We start from the raw sequence: 14,785 nt of genomic DNA, 5'->3' as shown, positions 1-14,785 counted from the left end.
ATCGTGAGCGTAATCACCGCACTCCTCGCCACTCTCGGCGTACAGAGCTGCGTCTGCATTTAGAATGTGGAAGAGGAGGATGTGTCAAACTTTTGACACGCCCTCCTCTTTTCTTATGGTTCATCCGTCATTTGGATTCCCGTTTTTTCACCTCAACACTTTTCATGGCAAACAGCGTGTTCTCGAAAATCTTCATTTTGTGGTTTATTCCAACAGGCTTATAATTCAGATTTTTTTTCTAAATTTGCACTATAAAATAAAAATCGTGATAATATGGACAAGAGAATTACGGAACAGCCATCGCACTACGACCATCTGGAACTGATGAGTGTGGAGCAGATTACTGCCAATATCAACCGCGAGAACATGTCGGTGCCCGTGGCTGTGGACAAGGCGCTGCCTGCCATCAACAGGCTGATTGATGCCGTGGAGCACAAACTGCGCTGCGGCGGACGACTGTTTTATGTGGGCTGCGGCACGGGCGGACGACTCGCCACTCTCGACACCATTGAGGTGCAGAACACTTACGGCACCGACGGACGGCAGATACAAGCCATCTTCCCGGGCGGCATAGAATGTCTGACGCAGACACGAGAATCGCGCGAGGACGACACCGACGACAGCTGGATACAGCTCACTACAAAGGGGGTCTGCCAGGACGACATCGTAGTGGGCATTTCGGCAAGCGGCACTACGCCTTTTGTGCTGGCTGCGCTACGACACGCACGTGCCGAGGGCATCACTACGGGATGCATAGTCAACAATCCTGACTCGCCCATTGCCGCTCAAGCCGACTATCGGGTGGAGGTGCTGACGGGTCCGGAGTTCGTTACGGGCAGCACGCGCATGAAGGCTGGCACTTCGCAGAAACTCATATTCGACATGATCAGCACTACGGTACAGATACGACTGGGACGTGTGGAGGGTAACAAGATGGTGAACGCCAGACTTATCAACCACAAACTCATCGACCGAGCCGTGCGGATTTTCATGGAACGCAACCCGCAATTCACCAATTACGATGAGGTGAGGGCCTTGATAATGAAGGCTGGAAGCGTTAAGAATTTGGAATTAGGAATTAGGAGTTAGGAATTGGTCGCCTGCGGCGATTAAGAATTATTCAATTTAGAATTCATGGCCAATTCGTGACTATAAAAAAGGTCATGAATGGCCACAAATTAATCACGAATTAGGAGTTTTGAATTATGCGCAAGCGCATTTTGAATTATTCAATTTTGAATTCTTCATTCAACTATATTAACATAATAGGAACGGCGGACTCCTGTCCGACGCGCACCCTAACTTTAAGCTGAGGTTTGCTGCGGAGGGTGTGTCAAAAGTCAAAGCAGCACGCCCCGAAGGGGCAGAAGCCCATAGCCCAGGGCCGCTCGGCTCTGCCGCTTGCCTAAGCAAGAACACCCTGAGGTAAAAAGCCACCAAAAACAATGCGCCCTGTAAGGGCAAAAGCGTTAATTATCAATGCTTTTGCCCTTACAGGGCATTTTGCTTTTATCTATCCGTACACCCAAGGCGCTGCCTTGGGCTATGTGCTTTTGGGGCTTTACCTTTCCGCTATGCGCCGGTGACCGTTGGTTCAGCCCGTAGAATTGAGTTTTGACACACCCTCCTTCCACATTCTAAATGCAGACGCAGCTCTGTACGCCGAGAGTGGCGAGGAGTGCGGTGATTACGCTCACGATAAACTGGAGCACGGTCTTGAGAGTTTCTTTGTTTGAGTTTTTCATGGTATTGTGATTATTAAAAAAAAAGCCTCACCCCCCCTAATATCCCCACAAAATCATATCACTCCCCTCCCTGCGGGGGAGGGGCAAGGGGGTGGGGCCTGTTCCTTATATTGTAAGCAGTCAGTTCATACCGCTCTCCTCCCTGCGGGGGAGGGGCTGGGGGTAGGGCTTCTACATATTATAGAACTCCGTGAACACCTTTACGCAGTACTCATGGTCGCGCACGCTGCCTGTCTCGCGGCAACTGTGCATAGCGAGGATGGCATTGCCCATGTCGACACCACGCAAGGGTATTGACGAGGCGAGGATGTTGCCGAGAGTGCTGCCGCCTGCTACGTCGCTATGGTTGACGAAGCGCTGGCACGGTACGCCTGCCTTGGCGCATATTCCGGCAAAGACGGCTGCCGAGGCTGCGTCGGAAGCGTACTTCTGGGCTGCGTTGAACTTGATGACCGGTCCGCCGCCAAGCATAGGATGATTGGTCGGGTCGTACTTCTCGGGATAGTTGGGATGCCATGCGTGGGCGTTGTCTGCCGAAATCATGAAGGCACGCTCCACGGCCTGATAGTAGGCTTCCTCGGTGCCACTCTGTGCCAGGGCAATGCGGCGCAGCATGTACGAGAGGAAGGGACTGCCTGCTCCCTGCTTGGTCTGCGAGCCAGTCTCCTCGTTGTCAAAGATGCCGAGCACCTGTGTGGTGTCGCTGTCGGCGGCAGCGAGTATGGCTTCAAGTCCGGCAAAGCACATCGAGAGGTCGTCGAGACGTCCGGCTGAGATAAACTCGTTGTGTACGCCGAAGGTGCATGCTGGCGTTGTGTCAGCGAGGTAGAGGTCGAAGTCGAGAATGTCCTCACGGCTCACGGGGCGCTGCTTGCCCAGCTCTTCGAGGATGACGTTGAGGAGCAGATTGCCGGCTTCGAGCTGGCTTGTAATCTGTCCCAAGAGCGGCAGCACGTCCTTCTGTCGGCTGAGCTTCACGCCGTCGTTGACCTGGCGGTTGAAGTGGATGGCGAGGTTGCTGATCTGCAGCAGCGGTCGCTTGATGTGGAGCAGCATTGTGTCGGGACGCATCACGTCCTGGCTGCGCACGATGACACGTCCGGCAAGTGTGAGCGGACGGTCGAACCATGTAGACATTATCGGACCGCCATACACCTCGGTGTTGAGCTTGACGAGTCCGCCCTCGCATAGCATCTCGGCGTTGGGCTTGATGCGGAACGTGGGCGAGTCGCTATGGGCGCATATCATGTGGAATCCTGCCTCGGCGAGCGGCTGGCTGCCTATGCGGAAGGCGTAGATTGACGAGTCGTTCTTGGTGACAAAGAAGCGGTCGCCTGCTTTGACTGTGCCGAGCGGCTGGCATGGGTCGAGACGACGGAATCCGCCTGCCTCAAGCATGTCTGCTATGTTTTTGACTGCCAGGAAATTCACTGGCGAAGCGTCGAGAAATGATAAAAGTCGATTGATCATTTTTTTAATTTGTCGATTAATAAATTGATAATAATTTTCTTTTATCGTCACGAATTATCATGAATTAACCATGAATCTAAGCTACAGAATTCATGAGTAATTCGTGGACATTCATGACTTTTCTTCACTTCTACAGTCCTCTTGCTTTGAGCAGTCCTGAGGCATCAGGGCTCTGCATTCCGGTGAAGTCGGTGAACATCTGCATCTGGTTCTTGGTGTTGCCACGGCTCAGAATCTTGTCGCGGAAAGCCTGTCCGATGGCGGGGTCGAGTGCTCCGTGCTTGGCGAAGTAGTCGGCAACGTTGACGGCGAGCACCTCAGTCCACAGATAGCTGTAGTAGCCGGCAGCGTAGCCCCCACCCCACACGTGGTTGAAGTAAGAGGTAGAGTAGCGTGGAGGTATCTGTGTGTTGAGCAAACCTATGTTGTGGAGCTGCTCCTTCTCGAAAGCTCCTGCCATGTAGGGCGACGGCACCTCGTCGGCGCTGATCATGTGCCATGCGAGGTCGAGGCATGTTGAAGCCAGATTCTCGCCAAGAGCGTAGGCTGTCTGGAAGTTGATGCTTTCGAGCATGCGTGCCTTAAGGTCGGCAGGCATAGGCTTGCCAGTCTCGGTGTGGCGTGCGAAGTGGTCGAATATCTCAGGAATGCTTGCAAACGACTCATTGAACTGCGACGGAAGCTCTACGAAGTCGCGTGCCACGGCTGTGCCTGAGAGGGTGTTGTACTGGCAGTTGGAGAGGATGCCGTGGAGGGCGTGACCAAACTCATGGAACATGGTGCACACCTCGTCCCAAGTAATGAGCGACGGCTGACCTTCGGGGGCTTTGGCGTTGTTGCACACGTTGTAGATGATGGGGAGCTGACCGCGCTGGCGGCTCTGCTTGGCAAATGCGCTCATCCATGCTCCGCCACGCTTGGTGGGACGACGGAAGAAGTCGCTGTAGAAAAGGGCAATAGGCTTGCCGTTCTTGTCAATCACCTCAAACACCTTCATATCGGGATGATAAGTGGGGATGTCCTTGCGCTGCTTGAAGGTGAGGCCGTAGACACGCTGGGCTGCGTAGAACACACCGTTGATCTGCACGCTGTCGACATTGAAGTATGGCTTTATCTCGTCGTCGGAGATGTTGAGCATCTCCTTCTTCATCTTGGCAGAATAGTAGAAGCGGTCGTAGGGCTGCAGACGGAAGTCGGGACCCTCAAGCTTCTGTGCATACTGCTCGATGGCTCGTGTCTCGGCATCGGCTTTGGGCGAATAGTCCTTGATGAGCTGGCGCAGGAAGTTGTAGACATTCTTGGGATTCTTAGCCATTGTGCGCTCAAGCGAATAGTCGGCATAGGTGGCGTAGCCCATGAGTTTGCCCTTCTCGGCACGCAGCTTGGCAAGTTCGGTGACGATGGGGAATGTGTTGTACTTGGGGTTGGTGGCATCGGCACGGTGGCTGCTGGCCTCGAACACCTTGCGGCGCAGGTCGCGATTCTGCAGACTGGCGAGGATAGGCTGCTGTGTGGTGTTGATGATGACGATGCAATAGGGCGACTTGCTGCCACGGCTCTCGGCATCCTTCTTGCACTGGGCAATGTCGGCATCGCTGAGTCCGGCGAGCAGCTCCTTGCTGTCTACCCAAACCACGGCGTTGTTGGTGGCGGCGGGCAGGAGGTTGCCCCACTGCTGCTGCAGCTCGGAGATACGCGAATTGATCTGCTTCATGCGCTCCATCTTGTCGGCTGGGAGAAGTGCTCCCGAGCGTACGAAGCTCTTGTAGACAACTTCGGTGAGGCGCTGGTCTTCGCCCTTGAGCTTGCTGTACTCGTTGTCGTAGACGTACTTGATGCGCTCGAAGAGACGCTGATTGAATGATATGTCATTGGCGAGCTCGGTGAGCAGCGGCATCACCTTGTCTTCGGTCTCGGCAATTACGGGGGTCTTGTGTGCGCTTGTGAGTCCGTCGAACACATTGATGACGCGGTCGAGCATTACGCCGCTCTCCTCATACGCGAGGATAGTGTTCTGGAATGTCGGCTTCTTCTTATTGTCGACAATCTTCTGGATGTTCTCACGCTGATTCTTGATGGCTGCCTGGATTGCCGGCAGATAGTCGGTCTCCTGAATCTTGCTGAAGTCGGGCGCGCCAAATGGCAGGCTGCTCTTCTGCAAGAGAGGATTAGGACGATTGGCACCCGAGCCTTGGGCGAACGATGTGGCAGGCATCTGCAGGAAGGCTGCTACCAAGCCAATGGTTAGGACTGTGTTGTTGAAATTCATATCATTTGGGTTTTTAGATAATTATATATTTCACCATCTTACCCTAGGCAATTCCCAAGAGTTCGATTTCGAATATGAGTGTTGAGCCGCCTGGGATTCCGGGTTGCGAGAATTTGCCGTAGCCCATTTCGGCAGGGATGTAGACCTCCCACTTGTCGCCCACGCACATCTGCTGCATGGCCACTATCCAGCCCTCAATGAGGTCGCACAGGCGCACTGCCAAAGGCGCTCCGCCACGGCTTGAGTCAAACTTCTTGCCATTGATGGTACGGCCGGTGTAATGGGCGGTGACGATACTGCGCGGCGTGGGGTGCTTGCCGTCGGCGTTGCCCTCAGATAAAACCTTATAGTAAATGCCACGCGGAAGCGACTTTACGCCTTCTTCCTTGGCTTTCTCGGCAAGCCATTCGAGGTTTGCCTTTGCATATTCACGTTTGTTCATATCAATTATATACGTTGTAGTTCATCAAGAGACAATCCCGTCACTTCTGCAACAAGTTCAGCAGACATCCCTTTATTAATCATTGTTTTAGCTACTTCAATAATGCCTTCTGCACGACCCTCTGCACGACCTTCTGCACGACCTTCTGCACGACCCTCTGCAAATTTCTTCTTCTCTGCTGTCCGTATGGCGTTAACTATATCGCGATAAGCATTGACACTATCTTCATACAGTCTGCGTTCTTGATTGTCAAACTTTGCAATCTCGGCTTGTTCAAAAAGACGAGTAAATACACGCTCCTGCAAGGCTGCCGGACGCTGCATAAGAACTGAGAGATTCTTCAGTACATACATCCACTTATCGTACATAGTGACGAGTTCAGTTTCTTTTTTGTCGAACTTTGGAATCTCCACATATATATACGTCAGCTTGTCGTAGAACACCTCGTGAGTATCCACCTCCATCAGCTTCACTTCATGGTGCCAGCGTTTGGCATTCTGCAAACCTTCTGCGAAGTTGAAGTTAAGCAAGCCGATTGTATAGACAGGATTGAGATGAAAGTCCCAGTCGCCTCCACGGTGTGCTTGCTCACGTATGGGAAACGTCGAATAATAAATAGTACGGTCCTTGAAGAATTCCTGATAGACATTCTGCATCTCAACAATAAACTTCTCGCCTTTGTCATTCTCGCAATATACATCAAAAATGGCACGGCGGGCATCTGCACGGTCGCCAAGTTGCTCCGAGTTGAGATACGTAATGTCCTGTACGTTCTGCTCGCCATGAAACATGGCATTCAGAAAGCTGATGAGCAGCTCCTTGTTAAACTCTGACCCGAAGAGTCGCTTAAAGCCAAAATCAGTATGTGGATTAATGTATTTTTCTGTCATAAAGCTACATTTTTGATTTCATCAGCAAATATACGGCATTTTTATTAATTTACAAATAGTGATGACGAAAATAAGAATGTTTGGGCTTGGATATTTCATCTGTTAAGCATAACTTTGCAGCCATTTCAATGCAAAATCAAAAATACGTCTAAATATATAAAAAAACCGAAAGCTTAAGATGAAATATTCTATATTAGATAAAAGCCACGACCCTATGGGTGCGGCTATAAGCGACTTTCAGCACTTGGGCAAGGCGGCTCGTCTGCGTGTGTTGTCGTCGATGTTTGAAGAGGACGAGATGCCTGTGGCGCATCTGTTTCGCTCGTTCGGACAGATGCCGCGTCTGGAACAGAAGGCCCTTGAGATGGCGCACGGACGGGTGCTCGACATAGGGGCGGGTGCCGGATGTCATGCGCTGGCTCTGCAGGAGCGTGACATTGAGGTGAAGGCTATCGACATCTCGCCACTTAGCTGCGAGGTGATGAGTGAGCGTGGAATTAAGGATGTGGAGTGTGTAAACCTGTTTGACCCGCAACTTCAGGGCAAATACGACACGCTGCTGCTACTGATGAACGGCACAGGCATTGCCGGCAAACTCGAGCGTCTGCCATCGCTGCTCAACCGTCTGAAGGAACTGCTGGCTGATGGCGGACAGATTCTGGTGGACTCGTCCGACTTGAGATACATATACGAGAACGAGGACGGATCGATGGACATCAACCTCAATGCGCCATACTATGGCGAGGTGGACTACCTGATGCTGTACAAAAACGTGAAGGGCGAACCTTTCGACTGGCTCTACACCGACCCCGCACTGCTCGCCTCTATAAGCAAGCAATGCGGTTTGCAGTGTGAGATTGTAGCAGAGGGTGAGCATTACGACTACTTGGCAAGGCTTATGTAGTTTACAGTTAAGAGTTGAGAATTGAGAATTATGATGTACTTTAACATTAATGTTTAGCTTGGTAATCATAACTCTCAATTTTCAACTTTCAACTCTCAACTTTTTCTATGCACAACGGTTCCGTTGGCCTGATGTGTGGCAAGCACCAGCACTTCGGCTATCTGCACGTGCTCGGGAGCACTTGCAGCGTAGAACGCCACGTCGGCAATGTCGTCGCCTACGAGCGGCTTGATGCCCTTGTATACATTGTCGGCACGCTCGTTGTCGCCATGGAAACGGACGTTGGAGAAGTTGGTCTCAACGAGTCCGGGCTTCAGATTGGTCACTCGTACACTTGTATGGGCAACATCGATGCGCAGTCCGTCGGTAAGTGCCTTGACGGCAGCCTTTGTGGCACAGTAGACTCCGCCTCCGGCATAAGCCGCATCGCCAGCCACACTACCTATATTTATCACATGTCCGTGGTTAAGGCTCACCATCCCGGGCACTACGAAACGTGTCATATTGAGCAATCCCTTGATGTTGGTGTCAATCATCTCGTCCCAGTCCTGGAAGTCGCCCTCGTATTCTGGCTCCAGACCACGTGCCAGTCCGGCGTTGTTGATGAGCACGTCGATGGGCTTGAAAGCATCGGGTATGCTTGCCACAGCATCGCGCGTAGCCTCACGATTGCACACGTCGAAGGCGAGCGCAAGCACCTCCACCCCACCAGCCTCAAGTTCAGCCTTCAACGCCTGAAGCTTGTCGGCCGAACGGCCTGTAATGATAAGATTGTAGCCACCAACGGCAAAACGACGTGCACAAGCCATTCCTATTCCGCTTGTAGCACCTGTGATAAGAGCAGTCTTTCTATTCATGTCTCAGATTTTTTAATTACAAAAAACGGCACCATGGTCATGACGCCGTCCATTCTTCTGCAAAGATAGTGCAAACCGAGCGCAATGAAGCTTGCTTCAATTGCCGAGGAGCAGCCTATCTTATGCAAAGATACTATTTTTAGAATTATAAAATACAGAATTATAAATAAAAAAATCTCAGCTTTCAGCTTTTATCAATCCATGAGGTCCTCGCCCAAGTGTGTGGTCTGCTCGCGCTCCATACGCTCCACTACCTCACGCGGCTTTGTAGCGTAAGTAATCATGCGGATAGAATCGTTGTAGCTGACGTATTTCCACAGCCAATTGAGCAGCACCATCATCTTGTTCTTGACGCCGAGGATTGAGCGCAGGTGAACTACGAGCCACAGAATCCATGCGAAGAATCCCTGGCTGCGGAACTTGCCTATCTCTACCACAGCCTTGTTGCGGCCGATAGTAGCCATTGAGCCGAGGTTGTTGTACTTGAAGGCAGTAAGAGTACTGTCGTCCTGACCTTCATTAATCTTCTTGAGATTCTTGGCAAGATTCTTGGCCTGCTGTATAGCCACCTGAGCAACCTGTGGGTGTCCGTTGGGGTAAGCAGCATCGGAGGTCTGCAGACACTGGTCGCCAATGGCAAACACGCCGTCAAGTCCTGGAATACGGTTGAACTGGTCGACCTTGAAGCGGAAGCCACGTCCCTGGTGGTCGTCGCTGATGCCCGGCATGGCGTTGGCACGTATGCCCGACACCCAGAGGAATGTACGTGTAGGAATCTCGGTGCCGTCCTTCATGATTACCTTGTGGTCGCGATAGTCGGTCACCATCTTGCCGAAGTGCACGTCGACACCCATGCTCTTGAGGAAGTCGTAAGCCTTGTGCGACGAGTCTTGCGACATTCCGGCAAGCAGACGGTCGCCAGCCTCAATGAGATAAATGTGCATCAACGAGAAGTCCATGTCGGGATAGTCGTAAGGAATGACGTAGCGTCTCATCTCCGACAGCGCTCCGGCTATCTCCACACCAGTAGCACCACCGCCTACGATGACGACATTGAGCAGCTCCTGACGCTCCTCCTCAGTGGCGCAGGTCAGCGCACGCTCGAAGTTGGAGAGCAGCGCATTGCGCAGCCCCATTGCCTCGGGCACGGTCTTCATCGGTATTGCCCACTCCTCGATGTTCTTGTTGCCAAAGAAATTGGTTGTGGCTCCGGCTGCCAGCACAAGGTAGTCGTAGTCAATCTTGCCGATAGAAGTCTGCAGAATCTTCTTGTCGGTGTCTACCATACGAGCCTCTGCCATGCGGAAATAGAAGTCCTTGCGCTTGCGGAATATCTGACGGAAGGGGAACGAGATGCTGCTCGGGTCGATACCAGCCGAGGCTATCTGATAAATAAGCGGTGGAAACTGATGGAAGTTGTTCTTGTCGATCAGCACTACCTGCATGCCCGACCCGTAGAGGTCTTCGGCAAGGCGCAGTCCGCCAAGTCCGCCACCAACGATTACTACTCTCTTCTTCTGATTTCTCTGGATATTGATGCTCATACGATATAATATAAAGGTTTATTTAGTTACTCTTTGCGATGGCTAAATTAGCCATTATCGAGCAGACTGTTCAATTTTGTTGTGTATTTATTTATGAAAACGATTGCGGTAACGTTCCCAATATTCGCAAACGTTTGCAATATGTGTTGTGTGTGTGTGTGTGGGGGGGGGGGTTATCATATTGTGTTGTGGGAATTATCCTTAATTGCTGTACAAAGTTACTACTTTTTATTGAAATATCTGTTACGCCATAGTCACAGCCCACAATTTAATGTTTTATGTCAAGAAAAACAACAGGGAATCTGTAAGCATTCTCCCTAATTTTGTATAAATTATTTATTGAAAATCTATAACTTTGCATCGTAATAAAAACAGAGAAATATATACGCCAATGAAGCTATTGATAAAGAATATGGTTTGTCCGCGCTGCATATCGGCGGCGAGGGAGATTCTTGAGTCAGAAGGTCTGACGGTGAAGTCGATAAGTTTGGGCGATGCAGAGATAGAGGAAGAACTCACCGACGGGCAACGTCTTTCTATTGCGAGGAAACTGCACGACATAGGTTTCGAACTGCTTGACGACCCACGCTCGCAGTTGGTGGAGCAGATACGCATAGCCGTACAGCAATGGGTGAGGATGAATGAGGAGCGTCCCAAACTGTCCGATTATCTGTCGCACCGTCTTAACAAGGACTATAGTGCATTGAGCAAACTGTTCTCCGAAGTGCGAGGCATAACCATCGAGCGGTTCTCCATTCTGCATCGCATTGAATATGCCAAGGAATTGTTGTGCTACAGTCAGCTTGCCACAAGCGAAATAGCCTATCGGCTTGGATACAGCTCGCCGGCACACCTCTCCTCGCAGTTCAAGCAAGTGACGGGCTTGACGCCAAAAGAATTTCGCGAAATGGGAAAACACGACAGAACATCCCTGGATGCATTGTAATGTACGCTGTCGCTGAACGTAAATTGTCGTAAATGTCACGTGAATATTCGAAATTTGTTGTTGTGTAGAAATACGCAGTATAAATATAATTCATGCTAATTCACGTTAAGAAAAAAAATATATTGTTATTAGTATTAGAGATTGTTATATATATATTAACCTGAGTTCTTATCCCGAACTCAGGTTATTAGTGTGGGAGCGTCATTCAACCACGACTACTATGACGAACGCTTCAACCCATTGGGACCATTGCCTAAAGCAGAAAGCAAGGTGAGCAAGGAGACAACTCCTGGCCTGTATGCCCAATATGCATACAAGTTGGGCGACAAGCTGACTGTTATGCCAGGCGTGCGTTGGGATCATTCTGACCGTTACGGCAGCTTCGTCACGCCACGTCTGCACATCAAGTATTCTCCGTCCAAAATTGTCACGCTACGCGCTTCTATAGGCAAGGGCTACCGTTCGCCTCATGCCTTGGCAGAGAACGTCACGCTATTGGCAAGTGGCAGAGAGATAATCATCGATTCCGACCTTAAGCAGGAGGAGGCATGGAACATGGGAGCTTCTTTGGACTTCAACATTCCTCTCTTTGGCAAGAATCTTGAGCTGAATGCGGAGTATTACTACACCGACTTCAAGCATCAGATGATTATGAACTTTGATGGAGCTAAGGGCGAGCACACACTCTCGTTTGAAAATCTCGACGGCAAGAGCTATAGCCACACTTTCCAAGTGGATGCCACATACGCATTGTTCAGCGGAATGACAGCCACAGCAGCCTTCCGTCTTAACGATGTTAAATGTACCTATGATGGTGTGCTACGCCAGAAGCCTCTCACATCACGCTATAAAGGATTGCTCACTCTCTCGTATAAGACGCCGCTCGAACTTTGGCAATTCGACGCAACCGGTCAGCTGAATGGTGGTGGAGAGCTTTACGACCGCAGCCGCTATCCTGCCTACTTCCAATTGCAGGCGCAAGTGACACGAGAGTTCCACAACTTCAGTCTTTACTTAGGTGGCGAGAACCTCACCAACTATAAGATAGCCGACCCTATCCTCCACTCACATCATCCATGGAGTGCTGCCTTCGACGCCACTCAGGTGTGGGCCCCCGTCACCGGAGCAATGGCTTACGTAGGAATAAGATTCACATTAGAGAAGGTATAAAAAACATTATAAAAACAAGGATTATCATGAAGAAGAATCTTTTAGTAGCATTTATGCTTGTAGTTGCCGGCAATACATTTGCCAAGACAGCAGCCGACACACTGACAGTAACCACTCAGCCGCAGATGCACTGCCAGAACTGTGAGAAGAAAATCAAGAGTAACATTCGCTTCGTCAAGGGCACAAAGCAAATCAGCACCTCCCTCGAAGACCAGAAGGTCACTATCGTCTACAACTCCAAGAAAGCCAAGTACGACGACTACGTCAAGGCTTTCAAGAAGATTGGGTATGAGATAAAGAAGAAGTTAATATCCAGTTGAAAGTTGAGAGTTTATTCAAGTTGAGAATTGAGAGTTAAGGGTTATGATTACCATGCTAATCATTTAATGTTAAAGCATATCATAACTTTCAATTCTCAACTCTCAATTCTCAACTAATCAGAGTTTCTCGCAGAACTCTATCTTTTCCTTGTTAGGTCCCTCAATTGTGAAGAACTTAACTCCGTTCTCCCAGAAAGGCAAAACATTAACCTCGGTGTCGAGCATTTTCAGTCCAGCACGTTGCACAACCTTAAACAGCTCATCAATATTCTTCACGTCGATGGCAATATGGTCGATGGCTCCGTATGCCATAGCAGCCTGACGGTTCTGATAAGTCTCTATCACGAGATTGTGGAGCTGAAGGAATGCCACTTCCTCTGTGCCGTTGATGGTGCGCAAGGCTGTTGTGAAACCCAGGGTGAGATAGAAGTTGATTGTCTCTTCAATGTTGTTGGTGGGGATACCAATGTGCTGAATGCCAGTTGTGAAATCTTTGATATTCATAATGTTTATGGATTTTATGTATGTTATGGATTTTATGTCGTTAATATATGTGCTCTTTATAAGTGAATGATTTGTGCTCCTATCTGGAAGTAAGCCTTCTGCGACTGCGGGTTCCACAATCCCATGGCATGCACTGGCAGAGAGTATGAGCCAATCTTCAGGTCGTGGCTCACCTTCAGCTGTGTATGTACGATACCCGATGTGTTGCCGTAGAAGTTTTGTTTCTCGCCAGCCTTGTTCAAGGCAAAGGCTCCTCCCACTCCTGCATCCACTTTCCACCCCTCCTTATTATATATAGGATATTCGGCATAAACGAAGGTGGTGTATTTCTGCTCTGTGTTGTCAGCCGAGCGGTCGCGTCCGAACATTATTGTCGACCAACTGAGCAGCAATGGAAACCGAGGTTGCTGTAAGCGGTAATTCAGCGTACAGTTGAGGAAACGTCCTGTCTCATGTGCCGAATAATTAAAATACTGCCTATTGTTGTACGTTGCTCCAGGCGAGAAGTTGTAAGTGTCCATAACCGAGAACTCCAGTCCGCCCGTGCGCAGCGTGATGTAATGGTTGAACTCCTTATATGAGCCTTGGGTATTTGTGCCTCCCCACAGACCGAGTGTCATGTGTCCATTGGCAAACGTATAGCCAAGGTCGGTAAGTATAAGGCAACCGTCGGCCACCTCCATGCCTCGCCACAGATGGTTGTTCTGCAAGTCGGCAGTAAGATGGATTTGTGCTGAAGCCGTCAGGCATATTGCCGAGGCAATGAGTGATGTGGTGATTCTTTTCATTTGCAAGGTTTAGGTTTTTAAATTAATATTTTACGCTTGCAAATTTACGTCATCCCAACTAGGTGACAAAACAAAAATAATCCTTGTTTATTGGGAACGTTACCGCAATCGTTCCCAATTTGCGCAAACGTTCCCAAAGATTTTTATTTCAATCGATATATACTATAATGTATCAATTGGATACTATTTTTTACTTTCTGATCTTGTGACCAGCCAGTCCATAATAGAATATGAAAAGGAAGCAAGGCACAGCGAGCCAATAGGCATTCTGAGCACCAAACGAATCCTTAAGTGTACCAAACAATGTCGGCACTACTGCTCCTCCGGCAATGGCCATAGTAAGCAAGGCGCTGCCCGACTTGGTAAATCTGCCAAGGTCGGCCATTGCCAACGGCCACAACGAAGGCCAAAGCAACGAGCATCCGAGAGCCATAAGGAATATTGCCCATATTGATATCTGGGCTGGCAGCAGCACAATGAGTAGCGAACCTACCACGCCTAACGAAGCACAGATGCGCATGGCACCGTCCTGCGACAGATACTTAGGAATGAGCACAATGCCGCAAATATATCCTACCACCATACCTATACTTGGTATCCATGCATAGCGGTCGGGCGAAGGCAGACCTACAGCCGTGGCATAGTCGATGGCTGTGCTGAGTGCCAAAGTCTCAACACCTACATAGACAAACAAGGCCACAACACCAAGCAGCAAGTGAGGAAACTGCAATATCGATGTCTTGCCTGATGCATAAGGACAATCATCGGCCGAGCCTTCGTCCTCACCTGTAGCCTTCACCTCAGGCAGCGGAGCCAGAAGCGAAACTATGCTCAGCACTACAAACACACCAATGATGATATAGAACTCAAGTTTCGGATTTAGACTTTGAGGTTGAATTTATTGTATAAAAAAGGCTTTGAGTATTTCCGTATGTC

General features: G+C 49.8%; 16 protein-coding genes and 1 pseudogene. 7 read left to right on the top strand and 10 right to left on the bottom strand.

Annotated features, from left to right (window positions below; all coding sequences use genetic code 11):
* The 3 genes from I6E49_RS13270 to I6E49_RS13260 form a co-directional block, all read left to right on the top strand.
* Window positions 1-224 (top strand): hypothetical protein (locus I6E49_RS13270; RefSeq protein ID WP_235402910.1); only part of this gene is annotated, 224 nt, incomplete at its 5' end.
* A 49-nt stretch (window positions 225-273) separates the two neighbouring features.
* Window positions 274-1,089 carry an N-acetylmuramic acid 6-phosphate etherase gene (locus I6E49_RS13265; protein WP_235402908.1) on the top strand — a complete coding sequence of 272 codons (816 nt, stop codon included), beginning with the start codon at window positions 274-276 and terminating at the stop codon, window positions 1,087-1,089.
* 356 nt (window positions 1,090-1,445) lie between these two features.
* Window positions 1,446-1,586, top strand: a complete 141-nt coding sequence (locus I6E49_RS13260) for a hypothetical protein (protein ID WP_235402906.1) — start codon at window positions 1,446-1,448, stop codon at window positions 1,584-1,586.
* A gap of 51 nt (window positions 1,587-1,637) precedes the next feature.
* Here I6E49_RS13260 and I6E49_RS13255 read toward each other — a convergent pair whose 3' ends face one another.
* From I6E49_RS13255 to I6E49_RS13235, 5 genes are all read right to left on the bottom strand, one after another.
* Window positions 1,638-1,745, bottom strand: a complete 108-nt coding sequence (locus I6E49_RS13255; RefSeq protein WP_235402904.1) for a smalltalk protein — start codon at window positions 1,743-1,745, stop codon at window positions 1,638-1,640.
* A gap of 171 nt (window positions 1,746-1,916) precedes the next feature.
* On the bottom strand, window positions 1,917-3,215 hold the full coding sequence (locus tag I6E49_RS13250; RefSeq protein WP_235402903.1) for a M18 family aminopeptidase: 1,299 nt from the start codon (window positions 3,213-3,215) through the stop codon (window positions 1,917-1,919).
* A 130-nt stretch (window positions 3,216-3,345) separates the two neighbouring features.
* The gene (locus tag I6E49_RS13245; RefSeq protein ID WP_441006980.1) at window positions 3,346-5,484 is read right to left on the bottom strand and encodes a M3 family metallopeptidase; all 2,139 of its coding nucleotides are present in this window, start codon (window positions 5,482-5,484) and stop codon (window positions 3,346-3,348) included.
* A gap of 43 nt (window positions 5,485-5,527) precedes the next feature.
* Window positions 5,528-5,926 carry an FKBP-type peptidyl-prolyl cis-trans isomerase gene (locus I6E49_RS13240; protein WP_235394263.1) on the bottom strand — a complete coding sequence of 133 codons (399 nt, stop codon included), beginning with the start codon at window positions 5,924-5,926 and terminating at the stop codon, window positions 5,528-5,530.
* Between the two features lie 5 nt (window positions 5,927-5,931).
* Entirely contained in the window at window positions 5,932-6,816 is an 885-nt protein-coding gene (locus I6E49_RS13235) for an Rpn family recombination-promoting nuclease/putative transposase (protein ID WP_235402902.1), read from the bottom strand.
* A gap of 178 nt (window positions 6,817-6,994) precedes the next feature.
* Here I6E49_RS13235 and I6E49_RS13230 point away from each other — a divergent pair, with 178 nt between their 5' ends.
* Window positions 6,995-7,720: a class I SAM-dependent methyltransferase gene (locus I6E49_RS13230; protein WP_235402901.1), complete on the top strand. Its 726-nt coding sequence runs from the start codon at window positions 6,995-6,997 to the stop codon at window positions 7,718-7,720.
* A gap of 95 nt (window positions 7,721-7,815) precedes the next feature.
* Here I6E49_RS13230 and I6E49_RS13225 read toward each other — a convergent pair whose 3' ends face one another.
* A complete protein-coding gene (locus I6E49_RS13225; RefSeq protein ID WP_235402900.1) occupies window positions 7,816-8,577 on the bottom strand; it encodes an SDR family NAD(P)-dependent oxidoreductase in 762 nt (253 codons plus the stop codon).
* Window positions 8,578-8,771: 194 nt separating this feature from the next.
* Window positions 8,772-10,121 (bottom strand): NAD(P)/FAD-dependent oxidoreductase, encoded by a 1,350-nt coding sequence (locus I6E49_RS13220; RefSeq protein ID WP_235402899.1) that lies wholly within the window; start codon window positions 10,119-10,121, stop codon window positions 8,772-8,774.
* A gap of 391 nt (window positions 10,122-10,512) precedes the next feature.
* On the opposite strand from I6E49_RS13220, the gene I6E49_RS13215 reads away from it, so the two are divergent.
* The 3 genes from I6E49_RS13215 to I6E49_RS13205 all read left to right on the top strand — a co-directional run bounded on the left by I6E49_RS13215 (window position 10,513) and on the right by I6E49_RS13205 (window position 12,557).
* The gene (locus tag I6E49_RS13215) at window positions 10,513-11,067 is read left to right on the top strand and encodes a helix-turn-helix domain-containing protein (RefSeq protein ID WP_235402898.1); all 555 of its coding nucleotides are present in this window, start codon (window positions 10,513-10,515) and stop codon (window positions 11,065-11,067) included.
* Window positions 11,068-11,259: 192 nt separating this feature from the next.
* Complete coding sequence (locus I6E49_RS13210) at window positions 11,260-12,237, top strand: TonB-dependent receptor plug domain-containing protein (protein WP_235402897.1); 978 nt, start codon at window positions 11,260-11,262, stop codon at window positions 12,235-12,237.
* 26 nt (window positions 12,238-12,263) lie between these two features.
* Complete coding sequence (locus tag I6E49_RS13205) at window positions 12,264-12,557, top strand: heavy-metal-associated domain-containing protein (RefSeq protein ID WP_235402896.1); 294 nt, start codon at window positions 12,264-12,266, stop codon at window positions 12,555-12,557.
* 117 nt (window positions 12,558-12,674) lie between these two features.
* Here I6E49_RS13205 and I6E49_RS13200 read toward each other — a convergent pair whose 3' ends face one another.
* The 3 genes and pseudogenes from I6E49_RS13200 to I6E49_RS13190 all read right to left on the bottom strand — a co-directional run.
* The gene (locus tag I6E49_RS13200; RefSeq protein ID WP_235402895.1) at window positions 12,675-13,061 is read right to left on the bottom strand and encodes a VOC family protein; all 387 of its coding nucleotides are present in this window, start codon (window positions 13,059-13,061) and stop codon (window positions 12,675-12,677) included.
* A 56-nt stretch (window positions 13,062-13,117) separates the two neighbouring features.
* A complete protein-coding gene (locus I6E49_RS13195; protein WP_235402893.1) occupies window positions 13,118-13,849 on the bottom strand; it encodes a hypothetical protein in 732 nt (243 codons plus the stop codon).
* 190 nt (window positions 13,850-14,039) lie between these two features.
* Window positions 14,040-14,714 (bottom strand): annotated as a pseudogene (locus I6E49_RS13190) (glucose/galactose MFS transporter); the annotation flags it as partial.
* Window positions 14,715-14,785: the final 71 nt, after the last annotated feature.

It is taken from the genome of Leyella stercorea, assembly GCF_021531655.1.
Note: the sequence above shows the minus strand (reverse complement) of the source record. Positions and strands in the feature narration are given on the sequence as shown.